At 73.8% G+C, this 13,572-nt stretch carries 17 protein-coding genes; 13 read left to right on the top strand and 4 right to left on the bottom strand.

Going from position 1 to position 13,572, the window contains the following annotated elements; all coding sequences use genetic code 11:
* Positions 1 to 95 precede the first annotated feature (95 nt).
* From SZ60_RS11565 to SZ60_RS11515, 11 genes are all read left to right on the top strand, one after another.
* Positions 96 to 374: an acylphosphatase gene (locus SZ60_RS11565; RefSeq protein ID WP_043596093.1), complete on the top strand. Its 279-nt coding sequence runs from the start codon at positions 96 to 98 to the stop codon at positions 372 to 374.
* 320 nt (positions 375 to 694) lie between these two features.
* Complete coding sequence (locus tag SZ60_RS11560) at positions 695 to 1,213, top strand: methylated-DNA--[protein]-cysteine S-methyltransferase (protein WP_043596091.1); 519 nt, start codon at positions 695 to 697, stop codon at positions 1,211 to 1,213.
* Position 1,214: 1 nt separating this feature from the next.
* A complete protein-coding gene (locus SZ60_RS11555; RefSeq protein WP_082060092.1) occupies positions 1,215 to 1,790 on the top strand; it encodes an RNA polymerase sigma factor in 576 nt (191 codons plus the stop codon).
* Positions 1,787 to 2,413: a methylated-DNA--[protein]-cysteine S-methyltransferase gene (locus SZ60_RS11550; protein ID WP_043596089.1), complete on the top strand. Its 627-nt coding sequence runs from the start codon at positions 1,787 to 1,789 to the stop codon at positions 2,411 to 2,413. Before SZ60_RS11555 ends, SZ60_RS11550 begins: the two co-directional genes overlap by 4 nt.
* Positions 2,414 to 2,436: 23 nt before the next feature.
* Positions 2,437 to 3,108 (top strand): DNA-3-methyladenine glycosylase I, encoded by a 672-nt coding sequence (locus SZ60_RS11545; protein WP_043596098.1) that lies wholly within the window; start codon positions 2,437 to 2,439, stop codon positions 3,106 to 3,108.
* Positions 3,105 to 4,052, top strand: coding sequence for a DNA-3-methyladenine glycosylase (locus tag SZ60_RS11540; RefSeq protein ID WP_082060093.1), 948 nt, complete (start codon positions 3,105 to 3,107; stop codon positions 4,050 to 4,052). The genes SZ60_RS11545 and SZ60_RS11540 overlap by 4 nt, the downstream gene beginning before the upstream one ends.
* Positions 4,053 to 4,087: 35 nt before the next feature.
* Entirely contained in the window at positions 4,088 to 4,768 is a 681-nt protein-coding gene (locus SZ60_RS11535; RefSeq protein WP_043596088.1) for a hypothetical protein, read from the top strand.
* A 77-nt stretch (positions 4,769 to 4,845) separates the two neighbouring features.
* Positions 4,846 to 5,178 carry a hypothetical protein gene (locus tag SZ60_RS11530; protein WP_043596086.1) on the top strand — a complete coding sequence of 111 codons (333 nt, stop codon included), beginning with the start codon at positions 4,846 to 4,848 and terminating at the stop codon, positions 5,176 to 5,178.
* Positions 5,179 to 5,283: 105 nt separating this feature from the next.
* Positions 5,284 to 6,570 (top strand): M18 family aminopeptidase, encoded by a 1,287-nt coding sequence (locus SZ60_RS11525; RefSeq protein WP_043596085.1) that lies wholly within the window; start codon positions 5,284 to 5,286, stop codon positions 6,568 to 6,570.
* Between the two features lie 151 nt (positions 6,571 to 6,721).
* Entirely contained in the window at positions 6,722 to 7,453 is a 732-nt protein-coding gene (locus tag SZ60_RS11520) for an ABC transporter ATP-binding protein (protein WP_052505355.1), read from the top strand.
* Entirely contained in the window at positions 7,450 to 8,751 is a 1,302-nt protein-coding gene (locus SZ60_RS11515) for a hypothetical protein (protein ID WP_043596083.1), read from the top strand. Before SZ60_RS11520 ends, SZ60_RS11515 begins: the two co-directional genes overlap by 4 nt.
* A gap of 12 nt (positions 8,752 to 8,763) precedes the next feature.
* On the opposite strand, the gene SZ60_RS11510 is transcribed toward SZ60_RS11515, so the two are convergent.
* On the bottom strand, positions 8,764 to 9,381 hold the full coding sequence (locus SZ60_RS11510) for an alpha/beta hydrolase (RefSeq protein ID WP_043596082.1): 618 nt from the start codon (positions 9,379 to 9,381) through the stop codon (positions 8,764 to 8,766).
* Positions 9,382 to 9,429: 48 nt separating this feature from the next.
* On the opposite strand from SZ60_RS11510, the gene SZ60_RS11505 reads away from it, so the two are divergent.
* Positions 9,430 to 9,966, top strand: coding sequence for a DUF1990 family protein (locus SZ60_RS11505; RefSeq protein WP_052505354.1), 537 nt, complete (start codon positions 9,430 to 9,432; stop codon positions 9,964 to 9,966).
* A gap of 60 nt (positions 9,967 to 10,026) precedes the next feature.
* Here the strand turns inward: SZ60_RS11505 and SZ60_RS16585 are convergent, their stop codons facing one another.
* Together SZ60_RS16585 and SZ60_RS16580 are read right to left on the bottom strand one after the other, a co-directional pair.
* Positions 10,027 to 10,434 (bottom strand): hypothetical protein, encoded by a 408-nt coding sequence (locus SZ60_RS16585; RefSeq protein ID WP_052505353.1) that lies wholly within the window; start codon positions 10,432 to 10,434, stop codon positions 10,027 to 10,029.
* Positions 10,435 to 10,530: 96 nt separating this feature from the next.
* Entirely contained in the window at positions 10,531 to 10,737 is a 207-nt protein-coding gene (locus SZ60_RS16580; protein WP_052505352.1) for a hypothetical protein, read from the bottom strand.
* 137 nt (positions 10,738 to 10,874) lie between these two features.
* Here SZ60_RS16580 and SZ60_RS11495 point away from each other — a divergent pair, with 137 nt between their 5' ends.
* Entirely contained in the window at positions 10,875 to 11,984 is a 1,110-nt protein-coding gene (locus SZ60_RS11495; protein ID WP_043596080.1) for an alpha/beta fold hydrolase, read from the top strand.
* A 69-nt stretch (positions 11,985 to 12,053) separates the two neighbouring features.
* On the opposite strand, the gene SZ60_RS11490 is transcribed toward SZ60_RS11495, so the two are convergent.
* Entirely contained in the window at positions 12,054 to 13,334 is a 1,281-nt protein-coding gene (locus SZ60_RS11490; RefSeq protein ID WP_043596079.1) for an Nramp family divalent metal transporter, read from the bottom strand.
* Positions 13,335 to 13,572: the final 238 nt, after the last annotated feature.

Below are 13,572 nucleotides of genomic sequence, written 5' to 3'. Positions count from 1 at the left end.
GGCGGGATGTTCATTTCGTGGCGGGGTGAGACGTTCGGGCTTGCCCCGGGCGAGGAACGAGGGCCAGGCCGAGGAGGCGCGGGTACGGTCGAGCGATGGACGACGTGATCAGACGCCGGGCCCTCGTGCACGGCTCGGTGCAGGGCGTGGGTTTCCGTTTCTCGACCGAGGGCGAGGCGGACCGACTCGAGGTCGGCGGCTTCGTCCGCAACCTGCCCGACGGGACGGTCGAGGTCGAGGTCGAGGGACGGCCCGACCGGGTGGCGCTGCTGCTCGAGTGGCTCGACGAGGGGCCCCGGGGCGCCCGGGTCGACCGGGTCGACGTGAGCGAGCTCGCCCCCGTGGGTGAGAGCGAGTTCAGCACGCGCCACTAGCTCGCGGGGCGGTCACGAGCTCGAGCACGCGTCATCAGCTCGACCGTCGGTCACGAGCGGTCCGGGCGACCGGGGACGAAGAACCCGGCCCGGACGCTCACACACACCCGACAGTGTGGAGTGCCCGGACCGGGCATTCAAGGGTACCTGCTCGTCGCCCCGTCCCGATCACCCGGACCGGTTCGGTCGGTCCGGGCGGCCCCGCCAGCCCGGTCGGTCCCGCGGCGCCGTGACCCCGGTCGGTTCGACCGGTGACCTCACATCCGGTGACGCTCCCGCGTCTACGGGGTGAGTACCATCGCCGAGAGCCAGGAGGCACCGTGAGCGTCCACACCACCGTCGACACCCCCGTCGGCACGCTGACCGTCGTCGGGGCCGAGACGGGCCTCGTCGGCCTCTACTTCGACGAGCACCGACACCTGCCCGATCCGACCGGCTTCGGCCCGGTCTCGCAGGACGGCGTCGGGCTGAGCGACTTCGTCGAGGTCGAGCGCCAGCTCGGTGGGTACTTCGCCGGCGAGCGCCGCTCCTTCGACCTGCCGCTGGCACCACGCGGCAACGACTTCCAAGTGCGGGTGTGGGCCCTCCTGCGCGACATCCCCTTCGGCGAGACGCGCAGCTACGGGCAGCTCGCGATCGCGCTCGGCGGCGTCGGCCTGGCCCGGGCGGTCGGGGCCGCCAACGGGCTCAACCCGCTGAGCATCGTCGTGCCGTGCCACCGAGTGGTCGGCTCGGGCGGAGCCCTCGTCGGCTACGCCGGCGGGCTCGACCGCAAACGATTCCTGCTCGGGCTCGAGGCCGACCAGCCGTCGGGCCCCGACTCCGGTCGGCTGTTCTGACGTGGAACCCTTCGAGCGCGTGGTCGCCCGGCACGGTCGCACGGTCTGGCGCGTCTGCCGGGCCGTGCTCGACGAGCACGACACCGACGACGCCTGGAGCGAGACGTTCGTGGCGGCCCTCGTCGCCTATCCGTCGCTCCCCGCGTCGACGAACCTCGAGGCGTGGCTGGTGACCATCGCGCACCGCAAGGCGATCGACGTGCTGCGGGCACGGGAGCGTCGCCCCCGCCCGGTCGAGACGGTGCCCGAACCGCCGCCCGCGCCTCCTCACGACGAGACCGTCGCGCGCGCGGACGAGCTCGACGGGGCGTTGCGCACCCTGCCGCCGGGCCAGCGGCGTGCCGTGGTCTACCACCACCTCGTCGGGCTCTCGCATCGCGAGGTCGCCGAGGTGACCGGCATCAGCGCGGACGCGGCCCGGCGCGCGTCCGCCGACGGGATCGCGGCACTGCGTCGGCTGCTGGCCGAACCGGCGACGCCCCGACGGACCGGCACCTCGGGGCGGAGCGCCCGCCGCGCCTCCGTCCCGGCCGCCTCCGCACCGCCCGCCTCATCCGAGCCGAAGGGCACCCGATGACCACCTCCCCCGCCGACGCGTCGACCGACCCGCGCCTCCTGTTGACCGGTCTCGACCCGGCCGACGACCGTCTCGCCGCCCTGCACGCCCGCTTCGCCGAGGCCGCCCTCGACGCCGGGGCGGTCGACGTGGCGTACCGCACCCTCGACTCCCCCGTCGGGCGGCTGCTCGTCTGCGCGACCGACGTGGGCGTGCTGCGGGTGGCCTTCGAGATCGAGGGGCACGACACGGTGCTCGACCGCCTGGCCGCGACCGTGAGCCCGCGCATCGTCGAGGCTCCGTCGCGGCTCGACGCCGTCGCGCGCGAGCTCGACGAGTACTTCCGCGGCGAGCGCCGCGCGTTCGACCTGCCGCTCGACCGGCGTCTGTCGAGGGGCTTCCAGCGGACGGTGCTCGAGCACCTGCCCGACATCGGCTACGGCGCGACGGCGAGCTACGCGGCGGTCGCCCTCGCCTCGGGCAGCCCCCGGGCGGTGCGGGCCGTCGGCACGGCCTGCGCCACGAACCCGCTGCCGGTCGTCGTGCCCTGCCACCGGGTGGTGCGGAGCGACGGGACCGCCGGCAACTACCGTGGGGGCATGGCGGCCAAGCAGATCCTGATCGACCTCGAGGCACGCGCGTGAGCGACGGGGTGACCCCGGGAGCGGTGCCGCCGGGCCCGGCCGGCACAGGCGTCGCGAGCGCGGGCGTCGTGGTCGGTGACGACGGGCTGGCGCGGCCGGTCTGGGCGTCGACCGACCCGCTGCTGCGCGACTACTACGACACCGAGTGGGGCCTGCCCGTCCGCGACGAGCGCGGCTTGTTCGAACGGCTGAGCCTCGAGGCGTTCCAGTCCGGGCTGTCGTGGGCGACGATCCTGCGCAAGCGGCCCGCGTTCCGGAGCGCGTTCTCCGACTTCGACCCCGAGGTCGTCGCCCGCTTCGGCGACGGCGACCGCGCACGGCTGATGGCCGACGCGGGGATCGTCCGCAACCGGCTCAAAGTGGACGCGACGATCCGCAACGCGCGGGCGACGCTCGACCTGAGGGCCGACGGCGGCCTGGTCGACTTCGTCTGGTCGTTCCGGCCGGCCCAGACGCCCCGACCGCGCACGATGGCCGAGGTGCCGACGACGTCGCACGAGTCGCTCGCCCTCTCGAAGGCGCTCAAGGCGAAGGGCTTCACCTTCGTGGGGCCGACCACCATGCATGCGCTGATGGAGGCCGCGGGCATCGTCGACACGCACCTCGTCGACAGCCACCGCCGCGGGTCGTCGGGGGTGTGGGGCGAGGACGGTCGACCCGTGGAGGCCGGCGGCCCCCGGGCGGCCGGGTCGTGACCGCGGACTCACCCGGCGCGGCAGCACGCGACGAGGCGGCACCCGACGGGTCGGCCGCGCGCTTCGTCGTCGAGCCCGTCGGCGCCTATGACCACGCCCACGCCGTGGGGTTGCTGGCCGCGCACAGCGTGCCGGGAGCCGAAGCCACCGACGTCGCCGCGGCCACGCACGCGCGACTGGTCGAGCTGGGCTCGGGGGCCGCGCGCGCCTCCTACCGGCTGGACCTGTCGTTCGCGTCGACCGGGGTCGACGTGGCGATGACCGGGCCCGACGGCGTGCTGCCGACGGAGGCGACGATCGACGAGGCACGACGCGTCGTGCGGACGTGGCTCGACCTCGACACCGACCTCGACGACGTCGAGCGGGGCTTCGCCGACGACCGGGTGCTCGGGCCGCTCGTCGCGGCGCGTCCGGGCATCCGCGTGACGGGCAACCCCGACGGGTTCGAGACGGCCGTGATGACGGTGCTGGGGCAGCAGGTCTCACTCGCCGCGGCGCGCACCTTCACCGGGCGACTCGTGGCGGCCTACGGCGAGCCGGTCGCGGGGACGGGCCTCACGCGGTTTCCCCGCGCCGACCGTCTGGCGGCCGCCGACGTCGACGAGCTTCGGGCCGCGGTCGGCGTGACGAACAGTCGGGCGAGGACGATCCACGCCCTGGCCGAGGTCGTCGCCGACGGGCTCGTCATCGCCCCCGACGTCGACCACGCCGACGCCCGTCGACGCCTGCTCGCCGTGCCCGGGATCGGCCCGTGGACGGTCGAGTACCTCGCGGTGCGTGCCCTCGGCGACCGCGACGCCTGGCCCGCGGGCGACCTCGTGCTGCGGCGCGTGATGGGCGGCCTGACGACGAAGGAGGCCGAGGTCGCCGGGGCACCGTGGTCGCCCTGGCGCGCCTACGCCCTGTTCCACCTCTGGGCCGCGGTGCTGCCGACCGCGCCGTGACGCGCCCGGCCGCCGCCATCGTCGATACTCGTCCGGTGGACATCGACGGCACCCTCGACATCGTCACCGCGCATCGCGCCGCGGACGAGATCGAGGAGGCGCGGGTCCTGTTGCGAGCGCTGGCCGAGCAGGCGCCCCGGGATCTGATGGTCCGGATGGCCCTGACGGACTTCGCCCGGGCGGAAGGCCATGTCGACCAGGCGGCCCGGTGGGGCATCGTGATCGACGGCTACACGACCGCCCACGAACGCCGGGTGTTCTGGCGCGTGCTGACCGGCATCACGACCCTCGACCGTCTCCGCACCTATCTGCGACTCGAACCGGGTGCCGACCTGCCCCGCGATCTCGCGGCCATCATGCCACCGCACCTCGGCGGCACGCATGTCGACGGGTTCTACGACGAGTGCCGCTATCGGGACGTCGACACAGGGCCGTCACTGAAGGGGCTGGGGGACGCGGCGCTCCTGCCCATGTGGTTCAGCACGCCCATCCCGGCCGTTGCGGCAGGACTGTCCGCGTGGCAGCGCGATTCTCCGTCCCCGGCACTGGCCGTCGTCGCTGCCGCCCTCGCTCTCGTGAGCACCGCGGCGATCGTCGGCTGGATCGTCTACGGCGTCCGCAACCGCACCGTCGGACTCCCGCTCGTCGCCGTGGGCCTGCTCGTCGCCGGCATCTGGCTCGCCCTCCACGCGACTTCCCTTCCCGTGCCCGATTGACGGGTGCCGAACACCGTGGATCGGGGGCGTCTACCGTTCCACTCCCCAACATCTCCTCCACGACGAGAGCGGCCAGCATGAACACCGACGACGACCGACCCGACGACCAGGCGGCCGTCGAGGCCGCCGCGATCGAGACGCACCGGGCGACCCACGGGTCGGGCCCGACCGACACCCAGGGCGAACCCGCCGCATCGGGCGAGGCGACGCCGGACGGCGACGTCACGCAGCCGCTCGGCGGCAGCCACTCGGGCGAGGACGGCTACGTCGCCGTGAGCCCCGGCGGCGTCTCGGGCGAGCAGGACGCCGCCCTGACCGTCGACGACGAGGACCCGCACTCGGCCGACCCCGAGGCGAACGCCCACCGCGGCGACATCGGCGCGAACCGGGGCGGCAGCGGCGGCCGCTGACACGGTGTGAGACCCCAGGAAGTCGCGGAGACCCCGGCGCGCGCACGGGGGTCTCGGCGACTTCCTGGGGTCTCGGCGGCGACGGGGTGGTGCATGCTGGTGGGGATGACTGACACGCGCCCCCACCTCGACGACTTCGCCCGCTTCATCCAGGCCTCGCCCTCGTCCTTCCACGCCGCGGCCGAGGCCGCCCGCCGGCTCGACGACGCCGGGTTCACCGCCCTCGACGAGACGACGGAGTGGCCCTCGGGCCCGGGTCGTCGCTACGTCGTGCGCGACGGCGCGGTCATCGCCTGGATCGAGCCGGCCACCGCGACGGCCACGACGCCCTTCCGCGTCGTCGGAGCGCACACCGACTCCCCCGGTTTCAAGCTGAAGCCCAAGCCGACGACCGGCACCCGCGGCTGGCTGCAGGCCGGCGTCGAGGTCTACGGCGGACCGCTGTTCAACTCGTGGCTCGACCGCGACCTCGAGTTCGCCGGTCGACTGGTCACCCGCAGCGGCGAGACGCACCTCGTGCGCACCGGGCCGCTGCTGCGCTTCCCGCAGCTCGCCGTCCACCTCGACCGCGGCGTCAACGCCGACGGCCTCAAGCTCGACCCCCAGCGCCACCTGAACCCCGTGGTCGGGGCGGGGCCGCTCGACGAGGCCGACGTCCTCGGCCACCTCGCCGCGTTGGCCGGGCTGACCGGAGCCGACGTGACCGGTTACGACGTGGTCGTGGCCGACACCGCGCCTCCTGCCGTCCTGGGGATGTCGGGCGAGCTCTTCGCCGCCGGGCGCATGGACAACCTGTCGTCGACCCACGCCGGTCTCGTCGCACTGATCGAGACGGCGACCTCGGGCGTCGAGCTCGACCACGTCGCGGTGTTCGCGGCGTTCGACCACGAAGAGGTCGGTTCGGCCACCCCGTCGGGTGCGGCCGGGCCGCTGCTCGAGGACGTCCTGGCCCGGGTCTCGGCCGGTCTCGGGGCGACGACCACCGATCACCGCCGGGCACTCGCCGGGTCGTGGTGCCTGAGCGCGGACGCCGGGCACGCGGTGCACCCGAACTACCCCGAGCGGCACGACCCGGTCAACCAGCCGGTCGTCAACCGCGGGCCGCTGCTCAAGATCAACGCGAACCAGCGCTACGCCACCGATGGGCTCGGGGCGGCCGAGTGGTCGCGGGCGTGCGAGCAGGCGGGTGTGCCGTTCCAGGGGTTCGTCTCGAACAACTCGGTGCCCTGCGGCTCGACCATCGGACCGATCACCGCGACGCGACTCGGCATCCGGACGATCGACGTCGGCATCCCGTTGCTCGGCATGCACTCGGCCCGCGAGTTGTGCGGGGCCGACGACCCGGCCTACCTGTCACGCGCCGCCGCCGCCTTCCTCGCGCCGGACGCGTAGGCTGGCCGCGGACGGCCGCGGCCCTGCCCTGCCCCGCCCTGCCCTGCCCTGCCCTGCCCTGCCCTGCCCTGCCCTGCCCTGCCCTGCCCTGCCCTGCTCGAAGCGGTTCGCTGTGACATGACGGTCTGACATGTCACGGTAGTTTGGTGCGATGCACGAGGCGAATCGACTACGACTGGCGGACGTCGAGATCCGGTACGGGCGCCGACCGGTGGTGGCCGCTCCCGCACTCGAGATCGCCCGATCGTCCACGACAGCGCTCGTGGGAGCATCCGGCAGCGGCAAGAGCTCTCTGCTTCGCTGCCTGACGGGCCTCCAACGCCCTTACTCGGGTCAGGTCTTCGTCGACGACCTCGATCTGACGTCCTTATCCCCCTCCCGGCTCGCTCGGCGACGGCGAGAGCTGTTCGGCATCGTCCTTCAAGACGGCGGCCTCGTACCGTCCTTGTCGGCCTTGGACAACGTGCAGGTCGCCCTCGACCTCCGCCGCATCCCAAGGTCGCGATCCACCGCCCGATCGACCCTCGCCGACCTCGGCCTGACCCGACTGGCCGACCGGCGACCCGACGAGCTGTCCGGCGGCGAGCGGCAGAGAGTCGCCTTCGCCCGGGTGCTGGCCCAGCGAGCACCGTTCGCGACGTTGGACGAACCGACCTCGAGCCTCGACGCCGAGAGCCGCGCCGACGTCGTCGACGGCATCCGCGCTCTCGCGGCCGCGGGGTGCGGCACGGTGCTGGTCACCCACGATCTCGAGCTCGCCGCGGGCGTCGACGCCGTCGCGGCGATCACCGAGGGGCAGGTCGTCACGCATCCGGGCCCGACGACGGCGTCGGACATCCGCCGGCGGATGCGAGCCGTGCACGACGCTCAGAACGAGAGATGATCGGCCTCGCTCGTCTCGTCCGGGCATCCCTGCGCACGCTCGTGACCGACCGGGGCACCTGGTTCGCCTTCGCCACCGTCGTCCTGGTCACCACCGTCGTCGCCGGCCTCGCCCTGACCGGTGTCGAGTCGGCCGGCGGTGCGCCCGCCCCCCTCGGAGGCATCGTCCGCTCGTGGACCACTCCCGCGGCGTTCATGGCCGTCGTCGCCGGCACGACGTGCCTCGCCGCCGTGTCACGGCTGACCCAGTCACAGTTCGACCCGACCCGTCTCGCCTGGGTGCCCTTGGGCGTCCTGCCGTGGCAGGGGCGCACCCTCATCGCACTCGAGACGGCCGTCGTGACCGTCGCGGCCACCACCGGGGGTCTCGCGATCGTGATCGTCACCGCCACGGCCCTCGACCCGTTGACCACCCCCTGGGGTTCCCTCGCCCTCACCACGGGTCCGCTGGTCACCGTCGGCACACCGGTCGTCGTCGCCCTGTCGCTGACTCCGGCGCTGGTCGGCGCGACGAGACGCTTCCCGCCGCGTCCGCGACGGGCGAGGCTCGGCCGCGTGCTCGGTTGCGCGATCCCCGCCGCGGCCGTCGTGGTGCTCCTGGCCCTGATGCCGTCCACTCCGACCAGGGACGACGACGTGGCCGGGCTGGTGCCCTGGTCACTCCTCCTCGTCGTCCTCGGCTCCGCCGCCGCGTCGACGATCGGTCCCGCGGCCTGCCGCCTCGTCACCGCCGGGCTCGATCGGGCCCTGATCGGCACTCGATGGAACGTCCTCCGGCTCGCCCTCCGGGCCGTCGCGGACGGTGTCCGCCGAGACGGGGCAGGCCTCTCGGTGCCGATGGTCGGCGTCGCCGTCCCCGGCGGGCTCACCGCCGTCTTCCTGGCGGGCGACGAGGCCCTTCGCGCGTTCGGATCGCTCGCCTCGTCGGACGCGACGATCAACTGGCCGGCCGTGACCGGTCTGGCCGCGGCACCCGCCGTCCTCGCAGCGGTCGCGGGCGCACTCCTCTTCAGCCTGTCGGCCCCGATCCGCCGAGACACGGGACGCGCACTGCTGGCCGCCGGAGCCACCCCGGCGACCCTCCGGGCGATCGCCTCATCCGAGGCCGTCCTCCTCTGGGCCTTGGGGACCCTGGGTGCCGTCACCGTGGTCACGGTCTCGGCCTCTCCGCTCTTGTCCACCGCCCAGGGCGACCTCGGCACATGGGCGGCCGTGACCCTGAACCCGGTCATGCTGTGCTGTTCCGGGCTCGCCCTCGTCGCGCTGCTGATCGGCAGTTCGCTCGGTCGGCGTTCGTGACCGCACGGCGGATCAGCCGAACGCCTCCGCTGCGGGCACCCCGAGCGCCCGGGCCAGCACGGCCTGCCACTCTCCGTAGCCCGAGTCGGGGGTGAGGTGGCCGCCTCGGGGCACGACGACGACCGGGGCGTCGACCCGCGCCTCCCAGGTGTCGACCGGGCCGAGCGGCAGCCACTCGTCGTCGTCCCCGGCGACGACGACCGACTCGGCGTCGCCCCCGAGCGCGAGCCGCCGCCCGTCGAACAGCTCCCCGGCCACGAACGCGTGGATCGGCTGGCCGGCGATCAGCTCGGGCGACGGAGGCGCGACCAGCGCGACCCGGTCGGCGGACGGAGGCGCGACGCCGGCCTGCAGCCTCAACCAGAGCAGGCACGAGAGGCTGTGGCACAGCACCGTCACAGGACGGCCCGCGGGCAGGGCGGCCCGTTCGTGTCGCACCGCGGCCTCCCAGGCGGCGGGCGTGGGCTCGTCGGCGTCGGGCAGCCGCGGGTAGCGCACCACGTGTCCGCGGGCCTCGAGCTCGCCGGCGAGCCAGCGCTGCCAGTGCCCCTCGGGACGATGGTTCTGCCAGCCGTGCAGGATCAGGAAGGCCGTGGGCGGGGTCGGCGTCGGGGCGGTCGCGTCGGTCACGGTCCGATCATGCCCCGGCCGAGCGTCATGACGTGGCAGGGTCGACCCATGACGTCACACCCGTACCGCGCCCGGTTCGGCGACGGCTACGCCTTCGAGGGCGAGCCCACCCTCGACGGTCCCCCGCCGACCGGATTCCACGTGACGACGCGTAGTCGGGTGATCGGCCACGGCCGGGCCGCCTTCGAGGCCGCAGGGGACGCCGTGCTGCACTGGCAGGTGCACCGCGGCTCGGGCTTCGTGCCCCTCGAGGTGCCCGTCCGCGTGGCCGTCGGTGCGACGAGCGTCTGGGGCGTGACCCTCGGCCCCGTGCACCCACCGGTCGCCTGCCGGGTGTTCGCCGTCGTCCGGTCCGCCACCGAGATCGGCTTCGGACACGCTGCCCTGGTCGGCCACCCCCAGCGCGGCTGGGAGAGCTACCGCGTGCACCACCACGACGACGACCGCGTCACCCTCGACATCCGCGTCGTCTGGCTCCCCGCCGCGTGGTGGATGCGGGCCGCCGGGCCGGCGTCCGCACTCGCCCTCTCGCTGATCCTGCGGCGCAACCTCCGTGCCCTCGACGTCGTCGTGGCCTCTGCCTGACGGCACCGCGCCCTCACCGGACGGCCCGGTCACCCCTCCGTGGGGACGAGGAGGCACGGCTCACGAGAACAGGTCGTCGAGCCACCTCTGCCAGGCCGACCCGGTCGCGGCGGCGTCGGCCCCGTCGGCGAAGTCGTGGACGCTGACGCTCACCCCGGCCCCCCAGGCCTCCCGCCCGAAGACGCGGACGAGCGCGCTCGCGGTCCGCAGCCCCACGAACGACGCCGTGCGGTACGAGAGTCCCGCGGCGACCGGACCGACGCCGGGCAGGTCGACCACGACGGCGTCACCGACCTCGACGTCGTCGGCCAGGTCGAGGGCCTGCAGCACCCGGGCGGCCGATCCCGCCGCCCGCGACGACCCCGGGGCGTCGACGCTCGTGAACGTGGCCTCCCGGCCCGTGAACCACGCGACGTACTCGGCGAGGGTGTGCAGGTAGAAGTCGGTGTGCTCCTCGACGCCGGGCACCTGCCCCTCGTCGAAGACGCTCGAGTGCCGGTAGGTCAGCCGGGTCGCCTCCTCGGTGTCGTCGCCTGCCTCGAGGGCGAAGTCGAGCTCGTTGAATCAGCCGCCCTCGCCCTCCATGCGGTTGGCGTAGTGGCGACCCGGTCGCCAGGCCGTGACCACCCCGCCCGGCCCGGCCGCGCCTCCCACCCGGGGTTCGACCTCGCCGGGCCAGAGCCACCCGCCGGTGCCCGTGGTGACGGCGTCGAAGACCACGGCGGGAGGCGCGGCGAGGGTGACGGTCCGGACGATGTCGGCAGCGGGCACGATGACTCTTCTCTCGTCGAGGCGGGTGGGTCGGAGGCGGTGGGCCGCGGGTGGGACCCGGCGGGGTCAGCCTGCCACCGGGGACCCCGCCTGCGCCAGCGTCCCGGGCTCCGAGCCCACCGTGCCACACTGATCCGATGACCCCTCGACGTCGCCACGCCGGTTCGCCACGCCGTGCGGCCGCCCGCGACGCCTCGCGAGCGGGGGACGTCGACACGACCGTCACCGTACGTCGCGTCGAGCGGGGCGACCTCTACGTGCGGGTGAACACGATCGGCGACACCGGCGACCGTCCGTTCGTCCTCGTGCCGGGCATCGGCGTCTCGTCCGACTACTTCGAGCGCCTCGCGCCGAACCTCAACGAGTTCGGCCCCGTGCACGCTCTCGACCTGCCGGGCTTCGCCGGGGTGCCGCACCCGGGTCACGCCCTGAGCATCCGCGAGTACGCCGACCTCGTCGGCACCGCCATCGACGAACTGGGACTCCACGACCCGGTCGTCGTCGGGCACTCGATGGGCACGCAGATCGTCGTCGACCTCGCCGCGCGCCGACCCGACCTGTCGACCGTCGTGCTGATCGGGCCGGTGATCGATCCGGCCCATCGTCACGTGCTCGAGCAGGCGGTGCGGTTCGCCCGGGCCGCCTGGCACGAGCCCGGCCGGGTGAAGTTCCTGGCCCTGAGCGCCTACGTGCTCTGCGGGGTGCGCTGGTTCTCGCGCATCCTGCCGAAGATGATGACCTACCCGATCGAGCAGCACCTGCCGCAGATCGCCGCCGACACCCTGGTCATCCGGGGCGAGCACGACGCCGTCGCCCCGCGCGAGTGGGTGCGCCGCGTCGGCGAACTGCTGCCCTCGTCCCGCCTGTGGGAGATGCCCGGGGCCGCCCACTCCGTCATGCACGCCCACGCCGAAGAGGTCGCCAAGCTCTGCGTCGAGCACGCCCAGCAGCCGATCCGACACGACGAGGGCGTCGAGTTGCACCACTACGTCGACGCGGGGGACGGCGACGAGAGCGACGACTTCAGCCCCAGCCCGGCCGACTTCGTGAAGGCCGTGGGGGCGCGCCTGCGTTCGACCGCGGCGACCATGCGCGGAGACGACGAGGCCCTCGCGAAGGCCAAGACGGACCACGCCGAGTCGATGCAGGCGGCGTTCGACCGTCGCCAGGCCGAGAAGGCCGCGGCCGGCGCCGACCCCGACGACGGCCCGCACATCGAACCCACGACCGGCGGCGCCGACCGCTGACGGTGCAGCTCGTCTCGGGTCGGGGCGGGTCGGGAACGCAGGAGGCGCGGGTCACCTCGCCGCCGCCCCTCACGCCCCCGAGACGGTCAGCCCGATCAGCACGAGGTTGAGGGCGACGACGACCACCACGGCCACCCAGCCGGCGATCCGCGTCCCGACGGCGTTGACGCCCGTGCCCATGAGCGACCGGTCGCTCGTCGCGACGACGAGGGGCACGAGGGCGAACGCGATGCCGAAGCTCAGCACGACCTGGCTGAGCACGAGCAACCACGTCGGGCTGATGCCCGTCGCGAGCAGCACGAGGGCCGGGATCAACGTGACGACCCGGCGCACCATGAGCGGCACCTGCACGTGCAGCAGGCCCTTCATGATCTCGGCGCCCGCCATCGCCCCGATCGACGTGGACGCGAGTCCCGACGCGAGGAGGCCGACGGCGAACAGGACGCCGATCACCGGCCCGAGCGCCGCCGCGATGGCCCGCTGGGCCCCGGGGATCGTGTCGGTGCCGTCCTGACCCGACAGGGTCGAGGCCGCGAGCACGAGCATGGCGATGTTGACGCCGCCGGCGACGAGCAACGCCAGCACGACGTCCCACCGGGTGGCTTTCAGCACACGGGCACGGTCGGCCCCCTCGGCCACGACGCCGTGGTGGTCGCGAGTGAGCGCGGAGTGCAGGTAGACCGCGTGCGGCATGACCGTCGCGCCGAGCATCGACGCGGCGAGCAGCACGGCCGTGCTGTCCTCGAAGCGGGGCACGAGACCGGCGAGCATGCCGCCGGCCGACGGCGGGGCGAAGAGCAGACCAGCGCAGAAGCCGAGCGTGAGAACGGCCAACAGGGCGATGACGACGGTCTGGAAGACCCGCCCGCTGCGGTACCTCGTGAGCAGCAGCAGGCCGAGCGAGACGAGGCCGGTGATCAAGCCCCCGACGACCAGCGGCACCCCGAAGAGCAGCTGGAGCGCGAGGGCTCCACCGATGATCTCGGCGACGTCGGTCGCGGCCGCCACCAGCTCGGCCTGACCCCAGTAGGCCAGCCGGAGGGGCCGACGACGGAGGCGCGTGCCCATCACCTCGGGCAACGAGCGCCCCGTGACGATGCCGAGCTTCGCCGACAGGTACTGGACGAGCACCGCGATGGCATTGGCCAGCACGAGCACCCAGAGCAGCGTGTACTGGTACGCCGCCCCGGCCGTCAGGTTGGCGGCGACGTTGCCGGGGTCGACGTACGCGATCGCGGCGACGAACGCCGGGCCGAGCAGGGTGCCGCGCGGTCGGGCGTGCACGACCCGCGGGGGGCGGCCGTCACGGGGCGGGTCGGCGTCGGCACGGCGGGTGTCGGTCGAGCTCATGCCTCGACCCTAGCAAGGTTTCGGCCTACCGAAACCTTGGTATTGCGTGCCCTCAACAATGCGGCTACGCCAAGAACCCCGTTCCGTGCCGGATCAGCCCCGAGGCGCACCGTCCAGGGGTCGGCTGAAGTCAGCCGTGCCGGCGACGGCCGGCCGTCCGGCCGGTGTCACTCGGTGGCGGCGGTGATCTTCGCGACGCCGACGAGCATCTCGTCCTGGACGGCGTCGGTCTTGAAGG

This window comes from Frigoribacterium sp. MEB024, assembly GCF_000878135.1.
Classification (GTDB): Bacteria; Actinomycetota; Actinomycetes; order Actinomycetales; family Microbacteriaceae; genus Frigoribacterium.
The sequence above is the reverse complement of the archived record's forward strand: the minus strand, read 5'-3'. Positions and strand labels throughout refer to the sequence as shown.